Origin of the sequence: Leisingera sp. M527 (genome assembly GCF_025141525.1) — a bacterium.
Lineage (GTDB): Bacteria > Pseudomonadota > Alphaproteobacteria > Rhodobacterales > Rhodobacteraceae > Leisingera.
Map to the genome: position 1 here is coordinate 58,209 of NZ_CP081040.1, position 24,892 is coordinate 83,100.

The following is a 24,892-nucleotide window of genomic DNA, read 5'->3' on the forward strand; positions in this document are numbered from 1 at the left end:
GATTAAGAGCGTGGTCTAGCGAGCGCATCGAGGATCACTAGAGGAGAGAAGGGCTGCTGGTTCGCCTGGGTGCCGAGGGGGCGCAGCGCATCATTCACCGCGCACCAGACAGCGCCTACCGCACCGATGGTGCCTGCTTCGCCGACGCCCTTAGCTCCAAGCTTTCCAAGTGCTGTCGGGGTTTCGACATGGCCGACGTGGATGTCCGGCATTTCGCTGGCCATCGGCACCAGATAGTCGGCCATGGTCGCATTCAGCATCTGGCCTTCATCGTCGTAATGGCATTGTTCATACAAGGCGGCGCCAAAGCCCTGTACGATGCCGCCGCGCAATTGCTCATCAACCAGCAGCGGGTTGACGGCACGGCCGCAATCATCAACCACCCAGTGTTCCAGCAGTTCAATCATGCCGGTGTCAGGATCCAGCTTGAGCAGGGTGCCCATCACACCGTTGGCAACGCTGTAGGGGGTCTGGTTGCGTGGCGGCACGTTGCTTTTTGTGACGTTGAGCTGCGGCTGAAATTCCGGCGGCAGGCGGTCTTGCCGGAAATGGCCTTCGTTGCCTATATCGGCGAGTGAAAGCGAGAAGTTGCCCGACCGGGCCTGAACCATGCCATCTTTGAGAAGTAGGTCTTCTGCGGGCACATCCCCCATAACGCTGGCAATCTCAAGAATGTTCTGCCGCAGTGCGCTGGCGGCATCCAGGGCCGCTTCGCCGGCCATCGCCAGCCCGCGTGACGCCCAGGAACCACCTCCATAAGGGCTGGTGGAGCTGTCGCCGTGCAGCACGCGCAAGTCGTCAGTGGTCACACCAAGAGTTTCGGCCACAATCTGGCCAATCGCAAATGTCGTGCCCTGGCCCTGCTCCGTGGCGCTGGTCAGAACCTTTATCTTTCCGCTTGGCTCCAGCCGGACGGTGCAGCCTTCCTGCACAGACACCCGGGCATCTGTCGGCCCGTAATACATCGCGCCATAGGCGGTCTGTTCAATAAAGGTTGAAATTCCGATGCCGAGATACGTGCCTTTGTCGCGCAAACGTGCTTGTTTGGCTCTGAGACCCTCGTAGTCCATCATTTCAGTCAGCTTGTCGAGGCAGGCAAGCAGCGACAGCCGCTCAAAGTTCACGCCGCTGGCAGATGTATGGGGATACATCTCGTCAGCAATGTAGTTTTGCTTGCGGAAATCCACCGGGTCGCGGTTCAGCGCAGCGGCGGCATGGTCGATCATTTGCTCACCGACAGCACAGGCCAGCGGCAATCCAACGCCGCGATACATGCCGACCATGGTTTTGTTCTGAAAGGCGATGCGGGTGCGGCCGTAATAGTTCTGAAACTGATAACACGCCCCGGCGCTGACGATAGTCTGCAGCCCTTCCACATTGGAGAAACGGCGGTAGTGGCTGTAAGGCCCGACGGCAGAGAGATCGTCGACCTCAAACGCCAGAATGGTTCCATCGTCCTTCAGCGCCATTCGGGCGTTTACGATATGATCACGCGCGTGGGTGTCGGACACAAAGGATTCCAGCCGGTCCGCGCAGAATTTAACAGCCCGTCCCATCAGGACACTGATCGCGACAGTGGCCACTTCATCCCCGTAAACATGCAGTTTGACGCCAAAGGCACCGCCCACATCGGGACAAATCACCCGGATATTCTGCTCGGGGACCGGCAAGTGAACTGCATAAACGTCCTGCATCTGAAACGGTGACTGATGCGATTGAAAGACATCCAGCTGCTCTGTCTGCGGCTCAAAATTAGCGATAACCGTGCGCGGTTCCAGCGTGACGCCGGTCTGACGGTTAAAACGGAACTGGTTTTCGACCACGTGATCGGCTTGTGCAAAAGCATCCTCGGGGTCGCCCGAGCGGATCACTTGCTCGTCCACCAGATTGGTGCCCAAACTCTCGTGCATAATCTCGGCGCCGTCAGCAAGTGCTGCTTCCGGATCTGTGAGCGGGGTCAGGGGAGTCCAGTCGATCTCGACGAGTTCTGCGGCGTCTTCTGCCTGGGCGCGGGTCTCGGCGACGATTGCAACGACCGGCTCACCCTGCCAGGTGACGCGTTCCACCGCCATTGGGTACTGCGGCGCGGATTTGAGATTGGGGCGGTGTGCGGCATCGCCAACCCAGGGCGTGCAGATTTTTGCAAGATCCGCGCCGGTGAACACGGCCTCAACCCCGGGGCTGGTGGCAGCTTCTCCGGTCTGAATGGCATCTATCGTTGCATGCGCATAGGGCGAACGCAGGTAGGTTACATGCAGCATCCGCGGCAGCTTGATGTCGTCAGTATAGCGGCCTCTGCCGGAGAGAAGGCGCTTGAGATCACTTCGCGGCATGGGCGATCCGATTGGCGTGCCGACGGTCATGAAGAGGCTCCTTGCAGGCGGGCGTTGTTGACTGCTTCAACGGCGTCGATGATGGCGTGGTAGCCGGTGCAGCGGCAGAAATTTCCCGACATGTGCTCGCGGATCTCTTCGCGCGTCTGGGGTTTTCCTGCGGCAACCAATTCGGCCGCGGTTAGCAGCATCCCCGAAGAGCAGAATGCGCATTGAGCAGCGTTCCGCTTGATGAACTCGGCCTGAAGATCGGCGAGGTCCCCACGATCCGATGCGCCCTCGATTGTTTCGACGCTTTGTCCATCCGCCTGCGCGGCGAGGGTCAGACAGCCACGGACAACCTGGCCATTCAAACGCACGGAACAGGCTCCGCATACGCCATGCTCACAACCGACATGCGAACCAGTCAGTTCGCAATCCTCACGCAAAAAATCGGTCAGGTGCTTGCGTGCATTGACGCTGCGCGTGACGGTTTTGCCGTTCAATTCTAATGTAACCGTGGTCATTTTTGTTCCTTTCCACAGCTTACGTTGCGGCCAATTGCGCATTCAGGTCGGCAAGAGCGCGGCGTAGCAGGACGCCGCAGAGATGCAACTTGATTTCGGGGGTGGCTTCCAGATTTCCCGAAGGTTCCAGATCGTCGTTGAGAGCCGCGACACCCGCGTCGATTCGGCTCGGATCCTGAGACAGCAATTCGCTTGCCTTCCGGGCTATGACCGGCGCTTCGCCAACGCCGAAATAGGTTAACGATATGTCAGTCAGGCGCGGCGTGCGGTTCAGCAGTCCCTTTTTGATCCGTGCCGTGGCGGCCAGACCTGCGATTGCAAAATCTCCTTTCCGGCGGGAAATCTCTGCAAAACTGCTAAGATCGGTTTTGGGGTTTTGAACCGGAATGGATACTTTGGTCAGCACTTCATTTTCTTGCCGGGCTGTCTCAAACAGGCCAAGGAAGAATTCCCGCGCCTTGACTGTCCTGCTGCCAGCTTTGCTTTGCAGCGTAAAGGTCGCATCCAGTGCTGTGGTAATGGCGGGAAGTTCAGCCGACGGGTCAGCCAAGGACAGGCTGCCTCCGATTGTGCCGCGGTTGCGTACCGCAGCATGTGCTATGTAGGGCATGGTTTTGCTGAGCAGCGGGATATGTTCGGCAACGAGCGGCGAGTTCAGTACCTCTACATGCCGGGTCAGCGCGTTGATTTCTAACGACTTCCCTTGCCGCTCAATGCCGGACAGCTCGGTCAAGCCATTGATATCTAAAAGTTTGTCCGGACTTGATAACCGCAAACTCAACGACGCAAGAAGGCTTTGTCCGCCGGCCAGAATCCTCGCGTCATCACCATGGGCTTCCAGTAGATCCAGAAGGTGGTCCAGCGATGTAGCCTTCACATATTCAAAGTTCGGAAATTTCATCTTTACCCATTTTCTGCACGAAATCATGCCCGAAGTTGCGCCAATCAGTAGACGGAAAATATATTCACTTGTCAATAATCGATTTTATTGAAAAGATACAACAAACATCTCGGAGCAAAAAATGACCCTTGATTCAGTCCCTATCGTCGACATCATCGAAAAATCTCAGGGCATGCTTGCTCTGCAGTTGTTCATCATTCGCTCCAGGCCGTCCGGGCCGCTGCAGGATGTCTTGGACAATGTTCCGGATCACCTCGAATATCAGGTCGATATCGAAAAACGGGGCATTCTTTTTGCAGCCGGGCCGGTCTGGGAGGCCGGCAGCAGTGAATGGCGGGGCGAAGGCGTTGTCGTCGTCAGAGCGGCGGATATTGCCGAAGCTGAGCAGATTGCTGGCCTCGACCCCATGCATGCCCGTGGCGCGCGCGCCTTTTCCGTTGAGTCCTGGCTGGTCAATGAGGGCGGGTTCTCAGTGAGAGTCAGTTTTTCTGACTCAAGGGCGATTTTTCAATAATAATCGATTTTTGTTGAAATATCGATTAGCGACTGCTATTGGTCTGTTAACGACTCGGTTAGGGAGAATGTGAATGTCTTTTAATGTTGGAGGGGTCCAGCTGGACCGACCCTTTAAGATCAGGCGTCTCGGGCACTTTGGTTTCAATGTCGAAGACTTGGAAACCGCTCGCGAATTCTATTGCGATCTGTTGGGGATGAAGATTTCGGATCCCATCGATTTCGCGCCGAACTATCCGGATGTCGACTTTGAGGGTGCCGGTGAAACCGTCGGATATTTCCTGCGTCATGGGGCAGATCACCACTCATTTGCGATTTTTCCCAAAGGCACCTTGAACAGGATGATGAATGACGAAGTTCCCGAAGATATGACGGTGAACCAAGTCAGCTGGCATGTCGGCACGATGGAGGAAGTCTTTATCGGGAACGACTGGCTGGCCGAGCAGGGTTTCGCAATTCCGCGTATTGGGCGTGACTCGCCCGGATCGAACTGGCACACATACCCGGCGGGCCCTGAAGGGTTTCTGAACGAGCTTTACGCCGGGATGGAGCAGATCGGCTGGGATGGCCGGTCAAAGCCTGCGGACATGTCGCACAAATTCGAAGTGCCGCCAGAGCTGCCTTACAAGTCAGAATACACAGAGGTCATCGAGGATGAAGCCAAGGGGGCTACTTCTGTAGAAGGTTGGCGCCACGAGGAAAAGCTGCCCTTTAAGTTCGATGTCGAGGGATTGCTGCTGCCGCAGCCTTTCAAGATCATCAAGGTCGGCCCGGCGCGCCTGTTCATGGATGACATCGAAACAGCTGTGAAGTTCTACAGTGACACGCTAGGTCTGCATCTGACCGAAACAGTGACCTATCAGGGCCATAACTGCTATTTCTTCCGGGCCAATACAGAGCATCACTCGCTTGCCCTCTATCCGACCGCATTGCGTGAGGTTCTGGGTGTCACTGATAAGAAGTGCATGTCTTTCGGATTTCAGCTGGGCAGCTACAAGCAGTTGCGCAACGCGGTCTCGTTCATGTCCGAGAATGGATATGAGCCCGTCAAGATTCCCGCAGAGCTGATGCCTGGCATGGACTATACTGCCTATTTCCGTGATCCGGATGGGCACTTGATCCAACTATACGCCTATATGGCGCAGGTGAGTGCTGATGGGGGGCTGAGCGCAGGCAAATCCCGCACTGTTCAGACGCCTTGGCCGGAGACAATTGAGGCGCTGCCTGATGAATACCACGGCGAAGTTTTCCTCGGTCCGTTGGCTTAAGGAAAGGCCTGCATCGCAGGCCATCACTTCGAAACTTTACTAAAACTTTACTCCAGGGGACAGATATGTCGTTCAGGATACTGAATTATTGTGCTAATCCTAGTGATGTGGCGAAGCCGGGTCTGCTTATCAATGGCCGCATCTATGACTTGGCGAAGATTGCAGGCGGAGAGAGTGGACTCGATGTGTCCTCGACCTTCGCGCTGTTTCAGGACTGGAGCAAGTCTCAGTCCGCATTAACGAAAATTGCCGCGTCTGTGTCCGAAGCAGATGGGCTTGCGCTGGACGATGTGACACTGCGCGCACCGCTCCTTTACCCCGGTGCTATCTTTTGCACGGCCGCCAACTACAGCGACCACGTCGAAGAAATGAACCACGGTTACAAGTTCAACCGGGAGGGCTTCCGCCCGTATTTCTTCCTCAAGGCGCCGCCCAGCAGGGCTATTGCCCACCCGGATGAGAAAATCCCTGTTCCTTCCCATACCGAAAAACTTGATTGGGAAGCCGAACTCGCATTTGTCATTGGCAAGCGCGCCAAGGATGTCAGTGCCGACGACGCCATGAACTACGTTGCGGGCTTCACAATCATCAACGACCTGTCGGCGCGGGATCACCTGTTCCGGGACGACTGGAAGCAGTTCAAGACTGACTGGTTCGGACAGAAGTGTTTTGACAAGTCAGTGCCCATGGGCCCCTGGATCACTCCCGCCAGTGAAGTTCCTGACCTCAGCGATCTGCGGATTCAGCTGTGGCTCAACGGTGAGCTGCGCCAGGACACAGGTACCCGGTTCATGATCTTCAATGTGGCCGAGCAGATCGAAGCCCTGTCGCGTCAGGTGACACTTGAACCCGGCGATATCGTGGCAACCGGCACCGGCGCAGGCGTCGGCGGCAAGCTCGACGGCCGCGACCAGGAATTCCTGCAGCCCGGCGATCACCTGAAAATCGAAATCGAGGGCCTTGGGGTTCTGGAAAACAGCTTCGTCTGAGGCGTCCTGCCAGCTTGTGCAAAGGAAAAAATTAAGATGACCAAAGCGATCGTAATCAACGAAACCGGCGGGCCTGAGGTGATGACCTGGACCGACGTCACTGTCGGAGATCCCGGCGAAGGCCAGGCGCGGGTGCGCAACACAGCTATCGGCCTGAACTTTATCGACGTCTATTTCCGGCAAGGCATCTTCCCGCTGCCCTCAATGCCCGGCATTCTGGGTGCCGAGGCGGCTGGTGTCGTCGAGGCGGTCGGCGAAGGGGTCGACTATCTCAATGTTGGTGACCGCGTGGTTTATTCCGCAGGCTTTGGCTCCTATTCCGAAGAGCGCCTGATTGCCGCGGACCGGCTGATCCGCATTCCAGACGGGATCGACGACGTTCAGGCGGCCGGCAGCTTTTCCAAAGGCACAACCGCTGAGTTTCTGCTGCTGCGGGCCTGGCCGCATAACGTAGAAAAAGGCGGAAAGATTCTGGTGCAGGCGGCCGCGGGCGGTGTTGGCTCGATCCTATGCCAATGGGCAACCCATCTGGGTGCCGAGGTCATTGGTACAGTAGGTTCCGCTGCCAAGGCTGAAATCGCCAAGGCGAACGGCTGCTCCCATGTGATTAACTATTCGGAAGAAAACTTTGTCGAGCGGGTGAAAGAAATCACCGATGGCGCCGGCGTGCCAGTGGTGTTCGATGCGGTTGGCAAGGACACCTTCGAGGGCTCGCTCGACTGTCTGTCGCCACGCGGTTTCCTGATCAATTTCGGAACCGCTTCCGGCCCGCCTCCGATGGTGGATCCGACTCAGCTGATGCTGAAAGGCTCGCTTTATGTGACCCGTGCCAGCCTGCTGCACTACAATGCCGCGCGGTCTGACCTGCAAGCCAGTGCGGATGCGCTGTTCGATGTGATGCTGTCGGGTGGTGTGAAAGTGGATGTGGCCAATACCTATGCCCTGAAAGATGCGGCGCAGGCTCATAAAGATCTGGCGACCCGCAAGCTGACGGGTTCGACCGTCCTGCTGCCGTGACAATCAGATAATCAATAGACTGGATACAGATATGAACAAAGCAATCGTACTGCATGAGCTGGGTGGTCCCGAAGTTCTGAAATGGGAAAACTACCCGTTGACAGCCCCTGGTGACGACGAAGCCGTGGTTCGGCACACCGCAATCGGGTTGAACTTCATCGACACCTATCATCGCAAAGGTGAGTTTCCGCTTCCGGCTTTCCCAGCCGTAGTTGGAATAGAAGGTGCGGGGATTGTTGAAGAAGTTGGCAAGAACGTTACCGAAGTAAAACCTGGCGACCGCGTTGCCTATACCGCCGGAATTGGTTCCTATGCGGAAAAGCGTATCGTCAAATCTGACCGCCTGGTCCATATCCCGGACGGTATTTCCGACATTGACGCTGCCGGAATTATCTCAAAGGGCATGACCGCAGAAGCCATGCTGCGCCGTTGCTACCGGGTCAAGGAAGGCGACACAGTTCTAATCCACGCGGCCGCTGGCGGTATGGGCCTGATCATGTCTGAATGGTGCAAACATCTGGGTGCCACTGTCATCGGGACCATGAGCACCCCGGAAAAGGCGGAACTCGCCCGGGCGCATGGGTGTGATCATACGATTCTGTATTCTAGCGAAAACTTTGTCGAGCGCGTGCGCGAAATCACGAATGGCGAACTGTGCGACGTTGTATTTGACTCCGTCGGTGCGACGACATTCCTGCCGTCGGTGTCCTGCGTCAAACGCCGCGGCACGCTGGTCAACTTCGGCACGTCTTCCGGTCCGGTGCCGGATTTGGACATGGGCCTCGCCTACAAGGCCGGTTCGATTTACGTCACCCGTGCCAGCGTAATCGACTATACAGTCACGCGTGAAGAAGTCGTCGAAAGTTCCACCGCATTGTGGGACGTTATAATGGCAGGCGGCGTGAAGGTGAATGTGAACCAGACTTACGCTCTGAAAGACGCCGCCCAGGCGCATGCCGATCTTGAAGACCGTAAAACAACAGGTTCAACCGTTCTTATTCCATAAGCGCTGATCAGCCTGAGTAGCCGGGCGGCACGCCGCAGATGTTGGGCAAACCGACATCTGCGGTACTCCCGGGAGGGGACGGCCCGGCTGCTCCGAAAGAACGAAATCAGGGAGGAGATATCATGAAACAATTCAAAACGCGCAGCCTTCTGGCATCCGCAGTGGCCGGGCTATCAATTCTGGCCGGAGGATCAGCCAGTGCTGAGACGATCAGCCTTTCCTTGGCTGCAGGTCAGTCGAACAGATTGATCCCCGTGAAGTTGATGCAGGAATTTTTTGCACCGGAAGTTGACAAGCGGATTGAAGAGGCCGGTCTGGATATTCAGATCGAGTGGACCCATGCTTATGCCGGTGCTCTCTGTGCGCCAGCAAAATGTATCTTTGCCGTCGATGATGGCATTGTTGATATTGCCTATATCCCGACGCTCTTTCACCCGGACAAGCTGCCGCTGGATCAAGTCAGCTTTATGACTCCTTTCCTGACCAACGACATTCAAACCGTTGTTGATACAGTCTCTGAGCTGCACGAAAGCATTCCGGAAATGTCGGCGCAGTGGGACAAATACAATCAGGTCCGGCTGACCGGTCTTGGCATTGACACCTATCAACTGCTGTCAACAACGCCGGTTGAGTCGATTGATGACGCTCAGGGCCGCAAATTCGGGACGGCTGGCGCAGCCCTAAGCTGGATGCGCGGTACGGGTGCTGTTCCGGTTCAGTCCAACATGATGGACTACTACAACAACACAAAGTCCGGGGTCTATGAAGGCTTCATTGTGTTTCCAAGCGCCTATATTCCGTTCAAATACACTGAAGTTGCACCTTACGTGAATGAGCTGGATTTCGGTGCCCAAAGCTCCAGCGCCCTGACCATCAACAAAGACGTGTTTGAGGGCTTACCGGAAGAGCTCCAGGTAATTTTGAAAGAAGTTGCTGACGAATATGGTCGAAAATCCAACGCAGCGACTCAAGAATGGTCGACCAAAAGTCTGACCATTCTGGGCGGCAACGAAGACGTAACCATCGTTTCGATCTCGCCCGAGGAGAAAGCACGTTGGGCTGAGGCGATGCCGAACATTGCAAAGGAATGGGCGGAACAGGCGGAATCTCAGGGCTATCCCGGCAACGAAGTGCTGACAGCGTTCATGGACGCAATCCGTGCCAAAGGTATTGAGCCAGTCCGAAACTGGGACCAAGAATAATACCTTTCTAAAGTAAAACTATGCGCGGAGGAGCGACCAATGACAAAAAGCTTATTTGAGAAATTCACGTTGCTCCTCAACGCTCTGGGTGCGATTGGGATATTGTTGATGGTGCTGTTCATCAATCTGGACGTCTTCTCTCGGACATTCTTCAATGCACCACTTGCGGGAGTAACCGAATTTATTGGCTTGGCAATTGTAGCAATTGTCTGGTTGCAGGCGGCGAATACACTTCGCACGGATCGATTTATCAAGTCTGATGTGTTCAGTTCCATGTTAGAAAAGCGCCTTCCTAGGTTCTCTCTTATTGTGAAGGCAGCGTTTAATTTGGTGGGAGGTGCGATCTGCCTGACTATTTTGAATTTCAGCATCGAACCCGCAATTAAAGCCTTTGAGAGAGGATATTACAAAGGCACATTTGGAGTATTCACGATCCCCGTTTGGCCGGTGAAAATTATCATCATTATCGGTTGCGTGACCTTGGCTGTCCAATTTCTGCTGCTTGCTTGGCATGACATTCGCGCTGCCTTCAATCCTTCAAAATCTACGGTGCAACAATGAGCAACTTCGAGATAGGTGTATACTCAATCGTAGCGGTACTGGTGATTATCCAGACGGGTATGCATATCGCCATTGCTATGATGTTGGTGTCTTTCATTGGGGTCTGGGCAATCAAAGGGAGCGCGGTCGCCGGAAAACTGCTTGCTCTGTCTGCAGCCGAGAAAATCGCGTCTTACGCCTTTGGCGTCATTCCGCTGTTCGTTATGATGGGCCTTCTGGTCGCGGCAGGGGACATCGGGAAAGACACATTCTCTGCTGCCAGCCGCCTGTTGCACAGGCTGAAGGGCGGCCTAGCAATGTCAACGGTGGGGGCTAACGCTGTTTTCGCCGCAGTGACTGGATCGTCTATTGCGTCGGCCTCGGTCTTTACCAAAGTTGCCGTGCCGGAAATGGTGCGCCATAATTATCAGCCGCGTTTTGCAGTAGGTGTCGTTGCCGGTTCTTCGGTGCTGGGTATGCTGATCCCGCCATCCATGTTGATGATCATCTACGGAATCGTAACCGAAACTTCGATTGGCGATCTGTTTATTGCGGGCATCATTCCCGGGCTTCTGCTGGCACTCTCATTCATCCTATTGATCCTGTTCATGGCGATACGCTCGCCGGAAAAAGTCTGGACTGAGGATTATGCCGCCATCAAAGATGATGTGCATGAAGATGAAAGCATGTTCCTGGTTTGGATGAAGCTTCTCCCTATTGGTTTGCTTATGGCGATGGTCGTCGGCGGGATCTATGGCGGTTTCTTCACACCAACGGAAGCCGGCGGGGTCGGTACGTTTGGCGCGCTGATCATTGGGGTTGTGCGGCGCAAGCTCAATTTCCAAAAGTTGTGGGGCGTTGCGATCGAAACCGGCTATGTCACAGCCTCTATCTGTTTTCTTTTGATCGCCGCCCAGCTTTATGCCTCGATGCTGGCAATGTCCGGCGTGCCCAGTCAGACGGCGGCTCTGATCGCTGAAGCAGATTTCAGCTATGTCACCATCATCCTTGGCTACGTCCTGTTGGTGCTCATTCTCGGAACTTTTCTGGAATCTGTTTCGATCATGCTCATCCTGCTGCCGTTTGTTGTTCCGCTGCTGGCTGTTTTTGGCTCCGATCTTATCTGGTTTGGCATCGTCACCGTGCTGGCTTGCGAAGTGGGCTTGCTCACTCCGCCCCTGGGATTGGCCTGCTTTGTCATCAAGGCCAATTTACAGGACAGCCGTATTCAACTCATCGATGTCTTTGCCGGCGCGATCCCGTTCATGCTGGTGATGCTTCTGGTCCTCGCCCTGATCGTTGCTGTTCCAGAGCTTTCCCTGATGCTGCTGTGAAACTGCAGTCCAAATCATAGCTGACACTAAGGAGATAATAATGCCTGACTTCCAGGACATCCTTTACGAAATCGACAATCAGGTCGCAACAATCACAATCAATCGTCCAAAAGTATTGAATGCGTGGACACAGGTCACTATGGACGAGATTGTCGAGGCCATTGGTCTCGCCGGAAAAGACAAAACCGTCGGTGTTATTGTCCTTACCGGTGTCGGCGAAAGAGCATTCTGCGTCGGCGGCGATGTGAACTGGGAAGCCAAAGGCGGTCTTGAGCCGGGCGAGTACCGGTTCGAAATGGCCCATGCGATCATTGATTGCCCGAAGCCTGTGATTGCAAGAGTTAACGGCTATGCGATCGGCGGCGGCAATCATCTGGCCTACTTCTGTGATCTGACGATTGCGGCGGATCACGCGATCTTCGGCCAGAACGGGCCCCGCGTCGGATCTCCGGCGGCTGGCTATATGGTGTCGCATTCTGCAAACATTCTCGGGCACAAGCGGGCGCGGGAACTTTGGCTCCTGTGCCGGAAATACTCTGCGGCAGATATGCTCGACTGGGGTTTGGTCAATGCGGTTGTGCCGATGGCTGATCTCGACGCCGAAGTGCGCAAATGGGCAGACGAAATGCTGTCGCTGAGCCCGACATGCCTGAAGGTTATCAAAGGGTCCATGCGTCAGCATATGGCTGATATTCTGGATCAGGAAATGCTGCCTGTCGTAGAGCAGATCGCACCTGGATACTTTGAAACCGGAGAGCAGAAAGAAGGCTCTTCTGCGTTCCTCGAAAAGCGAAAGCCCGATTTCAGCCCCTGGCGCTGACACCAAGCCGCATTTCAAATTTTCAGGAGGTTGTCATGAACAAACCCCTCTGGTCACCGACCACAGAGCAAATCGAAAACGCCCAGATCACCAAATTCACTGCCCATGCCAACAAGGAATGGGGACGTGATATGGACAGCTATCGTGACCTGCACGACTGGAGCGTCAAACACAGCGAAGAGTTCTGGGCGTCGCTTTGGACTTTTGACGGTGTGGTCGGGGATTTGGGGCCCAAGCCCTGGCTGGTCGATGGCGACAAAATGCCCGGTGCCAAGTTCTTTCCCGGTGCCACACTGAACTATGCGGAATGCTTGCTGAAACGGCGCGATGACGCGCCTGCGGTGATCTTCCGGGGCGAAAACGGCAAAAATGGCGAGATCAGCTTTGCCGAGCTCTATGATCAGGTCTCCCGCGTTGCACAGGCGCTGAAAGATTGCGGTGTCGGCAGCGGCGACAGGGTTTCCGGCTACTTGCCCAATATCCTTGAAACCGTCATCGCGATGATTGCCACCACCAGCCTGGGCGCGATCTGGTCGTCTACATCTTCGGATTTTGGGGTTCAGGGTGTGATCGACCGGTTTGCACAGGTCGAACCGAAGGTTCTGTTTTTTGCGGATGGCTACCATTACAACGGCAAGGCCCATTCGGTGATGGACAAGATGCCTGGCATTCTTGAAGCTTTGCCATCGGTCGAAAAGATCGTGATGGTCCGCTATATGTCAGACGACACCTCTGCCGAAGGTCTGGGGCGCGGTGCCGAGGATTGGGACAGTTTCCTCAGTGCCTACGAACCGCAGCCGATCGAGTTCGAGCGGTTCCCCTTCGATCATCCACTGTTCATCCTGTTCTCTTCCGGCACAACCGGAAAGCCAAAATGCATCATGCATGGGGCAGGGGGCACACTGCTGACCCATATCCGCGAGCATGTCCTGCACGGCGACGGCAAACCGCTGGACCGGGTCTTTGGCTTTACGACCTGCGGCTGGATGATGTGGAATTGGCTGATCTCGGCGCTGGCCAGTGAGATTACCGTGATCCTGTATGACGGATCGCCGTTCTATCCCAAAAAAGATGTCATGTTCGACATGGTCGACGACACCAAGATGACCGTGTGGCAAGTGGGCGCCAAGTTTCTTGATGCCTGCCGCAAGGAAGGTCTGCGGCCTGTGGACACCCATTCGCTGGCCAGCCTTGAAGGTATCAATGCGACCGGCTCTGTGCTGGTGGCGGAATGCTACGACTATATCTATGAGAGCATCAAGCCGACGGTACGCTTGTCTTCGGTGTCGGGCGGAACGGATATCTGCGGTTGCTTTGTCATGGGCAGCCCGACCTTGCCGATCTACCGTGGCGAGATCCCGTGCAAAGCGCTTGGCATGAATGCCGACGTCTTTGACGACAACGGCAAACCGGTTGTGAATGAGCGCGGCGAGCTTGTGTGCACCAATTCCTTCCCGTCGATGCCGGTCGGGTTCTGGGGCGATGATGGCACAAAGTACAAAAGTGCCTATTTTGACCGCTTTGAAAATATCTGGTGCCATGGGGATTTTGCGGAGATCAAACCCCATGATCTGGCAGATGGTATGGTCATACATGGCCGCTCGGACACGATTCTGAATCCCGGCGGCGTGCGTATCGGGACCGCCGAAATCTATCGTGAAACGGATCGGATCGCGGAAATTGTCGAGGCCTGCGTGATCGCGCAAACCTGGGATGATGACGTGCGGATTGTCCTGTTTGTCATTCTAAAAGACGGAACAGCTCTGGACGAAGATCTGACGAAGAAAATCAAGGCGTCGATCCGCAAGAACTCGACGCCCCGGCACGTGCCGGCCAAGATTATCCAAGTGACTGACATCCCTCGCACAACGACTGGAAAAATCGTTGAAGTTGCGGTGCGTGACACGGTGCATGGCACCGGTGTTAAGAACAAGGATTCGCTGGCCAATCCGGAATCGCTGGAGCAGTTTGCAAACCTAGCTGAGCTGGCGGACTGAGAAATGGCGCTTTCTGCAGAACAAACTCTCCAAGCCGCCGCTGCTCTGGCGGCGGCTTGGAACAACCGGCAATCATTGCCGACGCTGCCGGAGTCACTTCGTCCGCGCACGCTTGACGACGCCTACGCAATACAGAACGCGCTGATCCGCAAGATCGGCGCGCCGCTTTCCGGTTGGAAACTTGGGGTCACCAGCGCGGCGGCGATGGAAAGATGCGGGTTGAGTGCGCCCATTCTGGGGTGCCTTTGGGATGAGACCACTCAATCCGAAGACACTGCGTTTTCGTACAGCAGCTTTCTCACACCGATGGTCGAGGTCGAAGTAGGCCTGAGACTGGCACGGGATCTGCCTCCGAAAGAGGACGGGCAGCCCTGGACACAAGACGAGGTTCAGGCGGCTGTTTCTTCGGCTCATCTCTGTATCGAATTGGCAGATTGCCGGTATACAGACCCCGGCAGCCGAAGCTGGCCGGAACTTATTGCCGACAATTCCATGACCGGAGGCTTGGCAGTCGGAACCAAGCCGATCACGCTGGCAGACACGCCCCCGGGCAAAGTCGAAGTGTATCACAATGACATCCTGATCGCCGAGGCGGATCACTCTGAATGGCCGTTTTCCCCTGTCGGTGCACTGACCCATCTGGTCAATTCGGCGGATGTCATTCGCGATTACCCTCGCAAGGGGCAGATTGTTGCGACAGGATCGCTGATCGTGCCCGCCGCTTTGCCGTCAACCGGACGGCTCACCGTACAATGCAGCAACTTAGGTCGCGTTTCGGCAGACGTGCTTTGAAAGCGCTCCGCAGAATACCGCTTATCACGGGAATGGAACACAAATGAAGATAGGCACGCCAAAAGAAACATTTGCGGGCGAGAACCGGGTCGGTATGACGCCGGACTCTGCCAAGCAGCTGCAGAAACTCGGTTACGATTGCGCGATCGAAGCCGGGGCCGGTGCGGCTGCAGGTTTTTCCGACGCAGTCTATGAGGCAGCGGGCGTCGAGATCATCAAGACACCGGCGGCGTTGTGGAAAGCATCCGATATCATCGCCAAGGTGCGCCAGCCGGACGCGACCGAGCTGAAGCGGCTGACCAAGGGCAAGACGCTGATTTCCTTCTTCAACCCGGCTGGGAACGAAGAGGGCATGGAGCTGGCCAAATCCAAGGGCGCCAATGTGATCGCCATGGAAATGGTGCCGCGGATCAGCCGCGCGCAGAAGATGGATGCGCTGTCGTCAATGGCCAATATCGCGGGCTACCGTGCGGTCATTGAAGCGGGCAACAACTTCGGCCGCTTCTTTACCGGCCAGATTACGGCTGCGGGCAAGGTGCCCCCGGCCAAGGTCCTGGTGGTTGGCGCCGGTGTGGCGGGGCTTGCCGCCATCGGCACCTCGACTTCGCTTGGCGCAATCACCCTGGCCTTTGACGTGCGCCCGGAAGTCGCCGAGCAGGTCGAGAGCATGGGCGCCGAATTTGTCTACCTCGATTTCGAGGAAGCCCAGCAGGACGGCGCTGCCACCGGCGGCTATGCCTCGGTCTCCTCGCCGGAATTCCGCGAAGCACAGCTGGCCAAGTTCCGTGAGCTGGCACCGGAGGTGGACATCGTCATTACCACCGCGCTGATCCCCAACCGCGAGGCGCCGGAGCTGTGGACCGAGGATATGGTCGCGGCGATGAAGCCCGGCTCGGTCATTGTCGATCTGGCGGCGGAAAAGGGCGGCAACTGCAAGTTGACGGTGGCAGACGAGAAGATCGTGACGGACAATGGCGTCACCATCATCGGCTACACCGATTTCCCCAGCCGGATGGCGACGCAGGCCTCGACGCTCTATGCCACCAACATCCGCCATATGATGACAGACCTGACACCGGAAAAGGACGGTCAGGTCAATCACGACATGGAGGACGACGTGATCCGCGGCGCCACCGTGGCCTTTGCGGGCGAGATCACCTTCCCGCCGCCACCGCCCAAGGTGCAGGCAATTGCGGCCAAGCCCAAGGAAGTTGTGCCGGAGCTGACGCCGGAAGAAAAACGCGCGCAGGAGGTTGCGGCCTTCAAGGCTCAGACCAAAAGCCAGGTGACGCTGCTGGCAGGCGGCGGTGCGCTCTTGCTGCTGGTCGGCCTCTTTGCGCCGGTCAGCTTCATGCAGCATTTCATCGTCTTTGCGCTGGCCTGCTTTGTCGGTTTCCAGGTGATCTGGGGCGTTGCGCATTCCTTGCACACGCCGCTGATGGCGGTGACCAACGCGATCTCCTCGATCATTATCCTCGGCGCCCTGATGCAGATCGGATCCGGCAGCTGGCTGGTGATCCTGCTGGCGGCGCTTTCGGTCTTCATGGCCGGGATCAACATCTTCGGCGGCTTCCTCGTCACCCGGCGCATGCTTGCCATGTTCCAGAAATCTTAAGGAGAGGCCGGACTTATGGAATACGGTTTCACCACCGCCGCCTATGTTGTTGCGGCTGTTCTCTTCATCCTGTCCTTGGGCGGCCTCTCCAACCAGGAAAGCGCCAAACGCGCGGTCTGGTACGGCATTGCCGGCATGGGGCTGGCGGTTTTTGCCACAATTATCGGCCCCGGCTCCGGCCTGTGGCTGTTGTCGCTCTTGCTGATTGCCGGCGGCGGCCTCATCGGCACCTATGTCGCCAAGAAGGTCCAGATGACCGAGATGCCGCAGCTGGTTGCGGCGATGCACTCGCTGGTCGGCCTGGCCGCGGTGTTTGTCGGCTTTATCGCCCATTTCGAGATCTGCAATGTGGCAGCAGCCACCAGCACCGATGACTTGGGAACTTTTGCCAAGCTGATTGCCAAGAAAACCCCGGCCGAGATCGCCTTTTTGCGGGTTGAGCTGTTCCTGGGCATCTTCATCGGCGCGATCACCTTCACCGGCTCGGTTGTTGCCTTTGGCAAGCTGGCGGGCAAGCTCACCTCGGCGGCCACCAAACTGCCGGGCGGCCATATGCTGAATGCCGGCGCTGCAGGCCTCTCCTTCCTCAGCCTGATCTGGTACTTCAATTCGGGCGGTTTCCTGCCGCTGTTCCTGATGACCCTGGCGGCGCTGTTCATCGGCTATCACCTGATCATGGGCATCGGCGGCGCCGACATGCCGGTGGTGGTCTCGATGCTGAACAGCTACTCGGGCTGGGCGGCGGCGGCGATCGGCTTCTCGCTGGGCAATGACCTCTTGATCGTGGTCGGCGCGCTGGTGGGCTCTTCGGGTGCGATCCTCAGCTACATCATGTGCAAGGCGATGAACCGCTCGTTTGTCAGTGTGATCCTGGGCGGCTTCGGCGGCACCGCGGGCCCGGCGATGGAGATCGACGGCGAGCAGATCGCCATCGACGCCGACGGCGTGGCGGCAGCGCTGGACGAGGCCGACTCTGTGGTGATCATCCCGGGCTACGGCATGGCCGTGGCGCAGGCGCAGCAGAATGTGGCCGAACTGACCCGCCGTCTGCGCGCCAAGGGCAAGACCGTCCGTTTTGCGATCCACCCGGTCGCAGGCCGCCTTCCGGGCCACATGAACGTGCTGCTGGCCGAGGCCAAAGTTCCTTACGACATCGTTCTGGAAATGGACGAGATCAACGAGGACTTCCCGGAAACGGATGTGGCCATCGTCATCGGCTCCAACGACATCGTGAACCCGGCGGCGCAGGAGGATCCCAATTCGCCGATCGCCGGCATGCCGGTGCTGGAGTGCTGGAAGGCGAAACAGGTCTTTGTCTCCAAACGCGGCCAGGGCACTGGGTACTCCGGCATCGAGAACCCGCTGTTCTTCAAGGACAACACCCGCATGTTCTATGGCGACGCAAAAGCAAGCCTGGATAATTTGCTGACCATGATTGGATGAAATGATGCAGACCCAGCCTCCGAAGACAGCACCCGCAATACGGACCATTGCCATGCCTGCGGACACAAATTCAGCCGGCGATATATTCGGCGGCTGGCTGATGTCTCAGATGGATCTCGCCGCGGGCAGCAAGGCTGCGTTTACTGCAAAAGGCCGCTGCGCAACTGTCGCAGTCGACGCAATGCAGTTTTTGCAGCCTGTAAAGGTTGGAGACGAAGTCTCATTGTTCACGGAACTGCTTAAGATTGGAACGTCTTCGATGATAATCCGGGTTGAAGCATGGCGCCGCCGGACACACACCGAGACATCGGCCAAGGTCACAAGCGCGGACTTTACGTTTGTAGCCCTTGATACTGATGGCAAGCCGCGGAAAATTGGCAATGAAGCTGCACCGGACCGAAATGAATGAGCTCCAAAAAGGTAACTTGAGCTCTCCAAGCAATACCGGTTTCGACGTAAGGCTGTGGAGACGGCGGTCTGATCGTAGTTTCGATCCGAAGCATAGCGGCAAATGGATCGGAGGGCGCTCATCCCACTATGTCTCTGCGGGTCCATGAAAGATTTTCGGCGACATGTTTAACTTGTTGTATAAACGCACGCTGCTTCAACGTCGCTCCCCGACGACTAGGATAAATCGCTGATAGCCCGACATTGGATGCATCCCACTCTGGCAGAACATCTACTAACTGACGGGATGCACATTCGGAGTGAACCGCATAGGTCGGAAGCATCGCGATACCCCCACCTGCGACTGCCAAGTTTCGAAGTGTCAGAAAATCATTTGCTATGACGCTGACTGGTGCTGTGACTTCAACCCGCTCTTCGTTCCGGGTTAGCTTCCATCGTGAAGTTCCAAATCCGCTCTGCATGATAAGGCGACGATGGTGGCCTAGATCTTTGGGAACTCTCGGCGAACCTAATTGCCGCAAGTAGCTAGGGCTTGCAAAGAGACCAAACGGAAATGTTCCGATGGTTTGGGACATCAGCGCTGAATCCTGATTCTCACCAATTCGGAAAGCTAAATCAATTCCATTCTCTATGAGGTTGGATCGCTCGTTTGATAGTTCTAAGTGTACTTGCACTTTGGGGTACTCTTGGACATAGGCTGCAATTGCCGGTGCTATGATTTCCTGTCCTACTAGAACCGAAGCCGAGACATGCAATTCACCAGTCGGTTCGGCAAAACTAGCTTCAACGACAGCATCAGCGGCATTCGCTTCTTCAACCATCAACCGGCAATAATCAGCGTAGCGGACTCCGATGGGCGTAAGCCGGCTGCTGCGTGTGTTGCGTTCGATCAACTTCACCCCCAGCCTGTCCTCTAAACGTGCCAACCTTCTGCTTACATTGGATTTTGGCAGCATCAGCTTTTTGGCTGCCTGCGTTATACTGCTCGTGTCTGCAATCGCAGCAAATGTTGCAAGATCATTCAAATCCCGGTGTTCCATTTTTAGAACTCTCTTTTGCATTTTCCGTGTATTGATCCATCCACAGGATGGTCGCATATTGCTCCTCAAGCAAGGCGAAAAACTTGAAAAGGACACGATATGACGCAGCATGATCTGGAAGTTCTTCATCGCGACGAACTGACTGAAGGCGGCTTCGCGGGTTTGAAAGAACATCGCTTGGTAACAGGGAAAAAGCTGTGGGGCGACAAAGCAAACCCCGAGGCTTGGGACGGCATCGGCAACTTCGTCTATCTGGCAGATGCGCGTTTCAGCCCCAAAGGTGAAACAACGATGCACCCCCACAAAGAGATAGATGTTATCTCGGTCATGGTGGAAGGCCGCATCGCACATCAGGGCTCTTTGGAGCATGGCGGATCCCTCGACACAAATGAGGCGCAGGTACAGCGGGCCGGCGGCGAAGGGTTCCGGCACAATGAGGTGAACCCGGACGATACAAAGAATCAGATGCTTCAGCTTTGGGTTATGCCCGAGGTGAAGGGTGAGCCTGCCGGCTATAAGAAATTCAGCCCGAAATGGGGTGAAACTGCCCGCATTTACGGCGGCGTGGCCGGTGAGACCCAGTCTTTCGAGGCAAACACCACGATTGACCTCGCCATGCTCACCGCTGGCCAAAGCGTTGACCTGAAGGCCCCCTATCTCGCGTATGTCGCAAAGGGAGACGGCCAGTTTGACGAATCCAATCTAACAGGCGGCGATTTGTTCCGCGGTGCTAACGGAACGTTCAAAGCCACCACAGATGTGCAGCTCGTACTCATTGGCACACTTGCATAGCAAGCTGCCACTACAGATGACGTTCCTTGCAAGTCCAACACTTAGGATTCTCCGCTATGACTGATATCAAAACGCCGATAAGGCTAGGCAATCTCGATCTGAAAAACCGTCTTGCCATGGCTCCAATGACCCGCAGCCGGGCTCAGCCGGATGGAAAACCCGGTCCGTTGGCCGCAACTTACTATGCGCAACGCGCCGGTATGGGTCTGATAATCTCAGAAGGCACTCAACCGTCCGACGAAGGCCAGGGCTATATCTTTACCCCCGGCATCTATACTGACGCCCATGTGCAGGAATGGCAGAAAGTCACGCAGGCTGTGCATGACAAAGGTTCGCACATCTTTATCCAGCTGATGCATGTCGGTCGTACATCGCACCCTGACAATACGCCAGGCAACGCGCAGGCCGTGGCTCCCTCGGCAATCGTGCCGGGCGACCAGATGTTTACACTCGATGGCATGAAGCCGGTTCCTGAGCCGCGTGCACTGACTGCAGAGGACATCACCCGTACCGTGGACGATTTCCGCAAAGCAGCCCGATGTGCGATTGACGCAGGAGCGGATGGCGTCGAGATCCATGGTGCCAACGGCTATCTGCTTCAGCAGTTCTTTGCGCCCAATGCCAACGTGCGTACGGATGCCTATGGCGGCGGTATTGAGAACCGTGCCCGCTTTGCCATCGAAGTGGCCCGTGCGGTTTCTGAAGAGATCGGCGCCGAGCGCACCGGTATCCGCCTGTCACCCGGAACAACCCTCGGCGGGCTGGAAGAAGGCCCGGAAGGCCCGGACCTGTACCGCTATCTGATGCGCGAGCTAAACGACTTGGGGCTGGCCTATGTCCACCTGATGCACATCGGAAACGAGGATCTGCTGGCTGATATCCGCAAGGCTTGGGGGCAGGCGCTAATCGTAAACCGCCCCGGCCGTGCACTGGAAAAAGTCGGTTCGGATATCGCATCAGGCGTGGCGGATCTGGAATCCTATGGCCAGTATGTCTTGACCACACCAGATTTTGTCGAACGCCTGAGCTCTGGTGAACCAATGAATTCGCCTGATAAATCCAGCTATTATGGCGGCGGTTCCGAAGGTTACACTGACTACCCCACGCTGAAAGAGCGCGCACCTGCATAGTTTGATCGGCTAAATCTTTTAGCCGGTCGGGGTGGGCGGCGCTGAACAGGGCGGCCGGCACCCCCGAACACCAACAACAATACGGTGATGAAGCGACGTCTCTCACCGCAACGAATGTACAATCATGTACTTATCGGCACGCTTGCGTAGCCACCACAACCTTGAAGGAAGGAAAAACCATGTCCAACAAGTTTTCTGAATTTCTGACACCCGATAACGCTGTTTTGGCAATGATCGACCACCAGACCGGCCTGCTGGCCAGCGTCCGTGACATTCAGCCCGAAACTCTGCGCAAGAACATCAACGGCCTGACCAACATGGCCAAAACCGCAGGCATCCCTTCGGTTGTGACCGCGTCTCTGGCCGAAGGCCCCAATGGTCCGATTCTGTCGGATATCACCAACGTGCTTGGCGGCGAAGTCATCAACCGTGCGGGCGAAATCAACGCATGGAAATCGCCGGAATTCAAAGCCGCGATTGAAGCGACCGGCCGCAAGAAAATCATCATGGCGGGTATCGTCACTGACGTATGTCTGCTGTTCCCTGCGCTGTCCGCAGTGGCAGAAGGCTATGACGTTTATGCTGTTGTTGACGCCTCGGGTACCTGGGACGACGCAACCCGCGACGCATCCATGCTGCGCATGAGCCAGGCTGGCGTGAAAGTTACCACTTGGGGTTCAGTCCTGGCAGAAGTTATGGACGACTGGCGTAACCCGCTGGGCTACCCGCTCGGCGGCGTTCTGGGCGGTCACACTGCCTATGGCCTGGTATACGAAAGCTATCTTGCTCAGCAGGCCCAAAAAGAAACTGCAGAATAAGAGACATACCCCGGTGGCAAGGCCACCGGGGTACCACGCCTGGGTAGAGATTTCTTGGGTTTTCGTTTTAGGCGCTTCGTCCAAAATAGTCTGACGGAGTCCAATCTATGACATGGCTTAGCAGCCAAACAAGGTGGAGACGTTTGATGGCACATAAAAGATACAGCCCAGAAAATGCAGCGTTGTTACTGATCGACCATCAGATTGGCACGGCAGGATGGATGCACTCCGGATCCGTGAAGGAAATGAAGCGCAATACTCTGGCTCTTGCAAAAGCGGCCGCAGCTCTTGGTATGCCTGTAATTCTGACAAGCAGTCTGGAGAACGAGGCTCAAGGCCCCTTATTCCCCGAACTGGAAACTATACTCCCCGAAGCTTACGCCAACAGAATCAGACGATTAGGCACCGTAGATTCCATGGCAGATCCGAATTTCCACAATGCAGTCAAAGCAACTGGCCGCAAGAATCTGATTATGGCCGGGTTGTTGACGGAAGTCTGTGTTCTTTATCCTGCGTTAAGCGCTGTTGAAGAAGGATACGACGTGCAGGTTATTGCAGATGCGTCTGGCTCTGGAACGAAAGCAGGTGATGATTTCGCATTGGCGAGAGTACGCCAAGCTGGCGGTTATGTAGCAGGAACTATTCAAATACTGGCTGAATTGGTCGAAGATTGGACAACAGGCGCAGGTCCGATTGTTCAGGCCGTTTCGGCTGATCTCTACGCCGCAGCAGCAGCTGCTGACACAGAAAACCAAGGGTAAGCCAATTAGGGCGCAAAACACCAGGAAGATGAATTTTGCGCCCTTTGGCTAATCTTTCCATCCGAACAGCGGTGCTGTGTAAGTTGGCGATCTAATACGCAGTGAAATGTTATTTTTTTCAAGCGCTTGATGATGTGTAAACTACGATTGCAGCCACACAAGAACTTAAGGGATACACGAAAATGGCAGGCCGACTGATTGAGGGAAAATGGACTCGCGAAGGTGATATCCTCGCCTCTGAAGATGGGCATTACCGCCGTCAGGAAACTGATTTCCGGAATTGGATCTCGCCAGAGCCCGGTGCAAAGTTTGCACCTGAAGTTGGCAGATACCACCTTTACGTTTGCTACGCGTGCCCCTGGGCCCACCGGACATTGATCATGCGCAGCCTGAAGGGGCTGGAGGATGCAATTTCGGTCTCTGCAGTGGCTCCGATCGTCAATCAGGACGGGTGGGAATTCACCGATGCCGAAGGCGGCTTCCCGGATCACCTGTTGGGCAAGAATTTCCTCCACGAGATCTACACATTGGCGCAACCCGATTACACGGGGCGGGTCAGTGTACCGGTGCTGTGGGACAAAAAGCTGAACACTATCGTCAGCAATGAATCCGCCGAGATCGCAAGAATGCTGAATTCCGCCTTTGTCGGCGTTGCGGGCAATGATCTTGATTTTGCGCCTGAGGCCCTGCTGGCTGAAATCGACGAGGTGAACGACCTCGTTTACAGCAAGATCAATAACGGCGTCTACCGATGCGGATTTGCCGGGACACAGACCGCTTATGAAGAGGCTGTATCAGACCTGTTCTCGGCGCTGGACACTGTCGAAGCACGGTTGGAGAAAGACGGCTATTTGGTTGGCGGGCAGCTGACCGAGGCCGATTGGCGCTTGTTCACAACGCTCATCCGGTTTGACCAAGTCTATGTTGCCCTGTTCAAATGCAATACCCGCCGGATTGCCGACTATCCCAATCTTTCCGCTTTCCGCAAGAAACTCTATGAATATGCGAATGTTGCTGAAACAGTAAAATTCGACCAAATCAAAACTCACTACTGGGCGAGCCTGCGCGGTGTAAATCCAAGCGGTATTGTTCCAGCCGGACCTGAGGTCATATTATGAACACACCGGTGACTATAGCCGTAACCGACCACGTCCCGCACGATGTGAGCACTGTCTACGAAGCCCGCGCGCGGGAACTTCATGAGATGCTGAATGACTGCCCCGGCTTTTTGTCAACAGACACAGTAAGACACAAGCGAGAGCATCAGATTGAATACACCATAATTCTGCGTTTTTCAGACCAAGAGTCAGCGCAGAATTGGGAGATCCGCCCCGACATCGCCGCAAAGCTGAAGGAAATTACGGATTTGACAGGGGGCGCGGCGCAGATCGTGGAATCTGCGGGCCTGGGTCTCTGGGTCGACCACGTTCCAGGTGCCGCGCCGTCTCTCCCGCCCTTCTGGAAACGCGTGATACTAAGCGTGCTCGGTGTTTACCCAACGCTTCTGATCTTGATACCTCTGTCACGCCCGCTGGTGTCAGGAATGCCCCAACCTCTCCAAACTCTCGCAGTTGTGGTGGTGTTGGCTGCGCTCCTGACATGGCCAATCATGCCATTTCTCGGAAAAATTTTCCGGCCTTGGCTGGCCAAAAAGTAACTTTTGGAGA

At 55.9% G+C, this 24,892-nt stretch carries 24 protein-coding genes; 20 read left to right on the forward strand and 4 right to left on the reverse strand.

Going from position 1 to position 24,892, the window contains the following annotated elements:
• Positions 1-2: 2 nt before the first annotated feature.
• Genes K3555_RS22655 through K3555_RS22665 form a run of 3 tightly spaced genes read right to left on the reverse strand, consistent with a single transcriptional unit; the run spans position 3 to position 3,740 of the window.
• On the reverse strand, positions 3-2,363 hold the full coding sequence (locus K3555_RS22655; protein ID WP_260009040.1) for a xanthine dehydrogenase family protein molybdopterin-binding subunit: 2,361 nt from the start codon (positions 2,361-2,363) through the stop codon (positions 3-5).
• Entirely contained in the window at positions 2,360-2,839 is a 480-nt protein-coding gene (locus tag K3555_RS22660) for a (2Fe-2S)-binding protein (RefSeq protein ID WP_260009041.1), read from the reverse strand. The genes K3555_RS22655 and K3555_RS22660 overlap by 4 nt, the downstream gene beginning before the upstream one ends.
• Positions 2,840-2,858: 19 nt before the next feature.
• Complete coding sequence (locus K3555_RS22665) at positions 2,859-3,740, reverse strand: xanthine dehydrogenase family protein subunit M (protein WP_260009043.1); 882 nt, start codon at positions 3,738-3,740, stop codon at positions 2,859-2,861.
• A gap of 121 nt (positions 3,741-3,861) precedes the next feature.
• Between K3555_RS22665 and K3555_RS22670 the strand changes: the two genes are divergently transcribed.
• The 14 genes from K3555_RS22670 (at position 3,862) to K3555_RS22735 (ending at position 18,685) form a co-directional block, all read left to right on the forward strand.
• Complete coding sequence (locus K3555_RS22670) at positions 3,862-4,254, forward strand: YciI family protein (RefSeq protein WP_260009045.1); 393 nt, start codon at positions 3,862-3,864, stop codon at positions 4,252-4,254.
• A 73-nt stretch (positions 4,255-4,327) separates the two neighbouring features.
• On the forward strand, positions 4,328-5,521 hold the full coding sequence (locus tag K3555_RS22675; RefSeq protein ID WP_260009047.1) for a VOC family protein: 1,194 nt from the start codon (positions 4,328-4,330) through the stop codon (positions 5,519-5,521).
• Between the two features lie 65 nt (positions 5,522-5,586).
• Positions 5,587-6,510, forward strand: a complete 924-nt coding sequence (locus K3555_RS22680) for a fumarylacetoacetate hydrolase family protein (protein ID WP_260009048.1) — start codon at positions 5,587-5,589, stop codon at positions 6,508-6,510.
• A 36-nt stretch (positions 6,511-6,546) separates the two neighbouring features.
• Complete coding sequence (locus K3555_RS22685) at positions 6,547-7,527, forward strand: quinone oxidoreductase (RefSeq protein WP_260009050.1); 981 nt, start codon at positions 6,547-6,549, stop codon at positions 7,525-7,527.
• Between the two features lie 31 nt (positions 7,528-7,558).
• Positions 7,559-8,533 (forward strand): quinone oxidoreductase, encoded by a 975-nt coding sequence (locus K3555_RS22690; protein ID WP_260009052.1) that lies wholly within the window; start codon positions 7,559-7,561, stop codon positions 8,531-8,533.
• A 122-nt stretch (positions 8,534-8,655) separates the two neighbouring features.
• The gene (locus K3555_RS22695) at positions 8,656-9,735 is read left to right on the forward strand and encodes a C4-dicarboxylate TRAP transporter substrate-binding protein (RefSeq protein WP_260009053.1); all 1,080 of its coding nucleotides are present in this window, start codon (positions 8,656-8,658) and stop codon (positions 9,733-9,735) included.
• 39 nt (positions 9,736-9,774) lie between these two features.
• Positions 9,775-10,296, forward strand: coding sequence for a TRAP transporter small permease subunit (locus K3555_RS22700; RefSeq protein ID WP_260009055.1), 522 nt, complete (start codon positions 9,775-9,777; stop codon positions 10,294-10,296).
• Positions 10,293-11,609 (forward strand): TRAP transporter large permease, encoded by a 1,317-nt coding sequence (locus tag K3555_RS22705; RefSeq protein WP_260009057.1) that lies wholly within the window; start codon positions 10,293-10,295, stop codon positions 11,607-11,609. Before K3555_RS22700 ends, K3555_RS22705 begins: the two co-directional genes overlap by 4 nt.
• Positions 11,610-11,649: 40 nt before the next feature.
• The gene (locus tag K3555_RS22710; RefSeq protein ID WP_260009059.1) at positions 11,650-12,429 is read left to right on the forward strand and encodes an enoyl-CoA hydratase-related protein; all 780 of its coding nucleotides are present in this window, start codon (positions 11,650-11,652) and stop codon (positions 12,427-12,429) included.
• A 35-nt stretch (positions 12,430-12,464) separates the two neighbouring features.
• On the forward strand, positions 12,465-14,426 hold the full coding sequence (locus K3555_RS22715; RefSeq protein WP_260009061.1) for an acetoacetate--CoA ligase: 1,962 nt from the start codon (positions 12,465-12,467) through the stop codon (positions 14,424-14,426).
• 3 nt (positions 14,427-14,429) lie between these two features.
• The gene (locus K3555_RS22720; protein WP_260009062.1) at positions 14,430-15,218 is read left to right on the forward strand and encodes a 2-keto-4-pentenoate hydratase; all 789 of its coding nucleotides are present in this window, start codon (positions 14,430-14,432) and stop codon (positions 15,216-15,218) included.
• Between the two features lie 43 nt (positions 15,219-15,261).
• Positions 15,262-16,833, forward strand: coding sequence for a Re/Si-specific NAD(P)(+) transhydrogenase subunit alpha (locus K3555_RS22725; RefSeq protein ID WP_260009063.1), 1,572 nt, complete (start codon positions 15,262-15,264; stop codon positions 16,831-16,833).
• 15 nt (positions 16,834-16,848) lie between these two features.
• Entirely contained in the window at positions 16,849-18,276 is a 1,428-nt protein-coding gene (locus K3555_RS22730) for an NAD(P)(+) transhydrogenase (Re/Si-specific) subunit beta (protein WP_260009066.1), read from the forward strand.
• Position 18,277: 1 nt separating this feature from the next.
• Positions 18,278-18,685, forward strand: a complete 408-nt coding sequence (locus K3555_RS22735) for an acyl-CoA thioesterase (RefSeq protein WP_260009067.1) — start codon at positions 18,278-18,280, stop codon at positions 18,683-18,685.
• 118 nt (positions 18,686-18,803) lie between these two features.
• On the opposite strand, the gene K3555_RS22740 is transcribed toward K3555_RS22735, so the two are convergent.
• Positions 18,804-19,724, reverse strand: coding sequence for a LysR family transcriptional regulator (locus K3555_RS22740; RefSeq protein WP_260008861.1), 921 nt, complete (start codon positions 19,722-19,724; stop codon positions 18,804-18,806).
• A gap of 99 nt (positions 19,725-19,823) precedes the next feature.
• Here K3555_RS22740 and K3555_RS22745 point away from each other — a divergent pair, with 99 nt between their 5' ends.
• From K3555_RS22745 to K3555_RS22770, 6 genes are all read left to right on the forward strand, one after another.
• A complete protein-coding gene (locus K3555_RS22745) occupies positions 19,824-20,516 on the forward strand; it encodes a pirin family protein (RefSeq protein WP_260008862.1) in 693 nt (230 codons plus the stop codon).
• A gap of 56 nt (positions 20,517-20,572) precedes the next feature.
• Positions 20,573-21,646 (forward strand): alkene reductase, encoded by a 1,074-nt coding sequence (locus K3555_RS22750; RefSeq protein WP_260008863.1) that lies wholly within the window; start codon positions 20,573-20,575, stop codon positions 21,644-21,646.
• Between the two features lie 179 nt (positions 21,647-21,825).
• Positions 21,826-22,464, forward strand: a complete 639-nt coding sequence (locus tag K3555_RS22755) for an isochorismatase family protein (RefSeq protein ID WP_260008865.1) — start codon at positions 21,826-21,828, stop codon at positions 22,462-22,464.
• 146 nt (positions 22,465-22,610) lie between these two features.
• Complete coding sequence (locus K3555_RS22760) at positions 22,611-23,225, forward strand: isochorismatase family protein (protein WP_260008867.1); 615 nt, start codon at positions 22,611-22,613, stop codon at positions 23,223-23,225.
• 380 nt (positions 23,226-23,605) lie between these two features.
• Complete coding sequence (locus K3555_RS22765) at positions 23,606-24,343, forward strand: glutathione S-transferase C-terminal domain-containing protein (RefSeq protein WP_311200054.1); 738 nt, start codon at positions 23,606-23,608, stop codon at positions 24,341-24,343.
• The gene (locus K3555_RS22770; RefSeq protein WP_260008869.1) at positions 24,340-24,882 is read left to right on the forward strand and encodes a hypothetical protein; all 543 of its coding nucleotides are present in this window, start codon (positions 24,340-24,342) and stop codon (positions 24,880-24,882) included. Before K3555_RS22765 ends, K3555_RS22770 begins: the two co-directional genes overlap by 4 nt.
• Positions 24,883-24,892 lie beyond the last annotated feature (10 nt).

Coding starts and splice junctions, on each gene's coding strand:
- K3555_RS22655 (WP_260009040.1), bottom strand. CDS start 2,363: ATGACCGTCGGCACGCCAATCGGATCGCCCATGCCGCGAAGTGATCTC.
- K3555_RS22660 (WP_260009041.1), bottom strand. CDS start 2,839: ATGACCACGGTTACATTAGAATTGAACGGCAAAACCGTCACGCGCAGC.
- K3555_RS22665 (WP_260009043.1), bottom strand. CDS start 3,740: ATGAAATTTCCGAACTTTGAATATGTGAAGGCTACATCGCTGGACCAC.
- K3555_RS22670 (WP_260009045.1), top strand. CDS start 3,862: ATGACCCTTGATTCAGTCCCTATCGTCGACATCATCGAAAAATCTCAG.
- K3555_RS22675 (WP_260009047.1), top strand. CDS start 4,328: ATGTCTTTTAATGTTGGAGGGGTCCAGCTGGACCGACCCTTTAAGATC.
- K3555_RS22680 (WP_260009048.1), top strand. CDS start 5,587: ATGTCGTTCAGGATACTGAATTATTGTGCTAATCCTAGTGATGTGGCG.
- K3555_RS22685 (WP_260009050.1), top strand. CDS start 6,547: ATGACCAAAGCGATCGTAATCAACGAAACCGGCGGGCCTGAGGTGATG.
- K3555_RS22690 (WP_260009052.1), top strand. CDS start 7,559: ATGAACAAAGCAATCGTACTGCATGAGCTGGGTGGTCCCGAAGTTCTG.
- K3555_RS22695 (WP_260009053.1), top strand. CDS start 8,656: ATGAAACAATTCAAAACGCGCAGCCTTCTGGCATCCGCAGTGGCCGGG.
- K3555_RS22700 (WP_260009055.1), top strand. CDS start 9,775: ATGACAAAAAGCTTATTTGAGAAATTCACGTTGCTCCTCAACGCTCTG.
- K3555_RS22705 (WP_260009057.1), top strand. CDS start 10,293: ATGAGCAACTTCGAGATAGGTGTATACTCAATCGTAGCGGTACTGGTG.
- K3555_RS22710 (WP_260009059.1), top strand. CDS start 11,650: ATGCCTGACTTCCAGGACATCCTTTACGAAATCGACAATCAGGTCGCA.
- K3555_RS22715 (WP_260009061.1), top strand. CDS start 12,465: ATGAACAAACCCCTCTGGTCACCGACCACAGAGCAAATCGAAAACGCC.
- K3555_RS22720 (WP_260009062.1), top strand. CDS start 14,430: ATGGCGCTTTCTGCAGAACAAACTCTCCAAGCCGCCGCTGCTCTGGCG.
- K3555_RS22725 (WP_260009063.1), top strand. CDS start 15,262: ATGAAGATAGGCACGCCAAAAGAAACATTTGCGGGCGAGAACCGGGTC.
- K3555_RS22730 (WP_260009066.1), top strand. CDS start 16,849: ATGGAATACGGTTTCACCACCGCCGCCTATGTTGTTGCGGCTGTTCTC.
- K3555_RS22735 (WP_260009067.1), top strand. CDS start 18,278: ATGATGCAGACCCAGCCTCCGAAGACAGCACCCGCAATACGGACCATT.
- K3555_RS22740 (WP_260008861.1), bottom strand. CDS start 19,724: ATGGAACACCGGGATTTGAATGATCTTGCAACATTTGCTGCGATTGCA.
- K3555_RS22745 (WP_260008862.1), top strand. CDS start 19,824: ATGACGCAGCATGATCTGGAAGTTCTTCATCGCGACGAACTGACTGAA.
- K3555_RS22750 (WP_260008863.1), top strand. CDS start 20,573: ATGACTGATATCAAAACGCCGATAAGGCTAGGCAATCTCGATCTGAAA.
- K3555_RS22755 (WP_260008865.1), top strand. CDS start 21,826: ATGTCCAACAAGTTTTCTGAATTTCTGACACCCGATAACGCTGTTTTG.
- K3555_RS22760 (WP_260008867.1), top strand. CDS start 22,611: ATGGCACATAAAAGATACAGCCCAGAAAATGCAGCGTTGTTACTGATC.
- K3555_RS22765 (WP_311200054.1), top strand. CDS start 23,606: ATGCGCAGCCTGAAGGGGCTGGAGGATGCAATTTCGGTCTCTGCAGTG.
- K3555_RS22770 (WP_260008869.1), top strand. CDS start 24,340: ATGAACACACCGGTGACTATAGCCGTAACCGACCACGTCCCGCACGAT.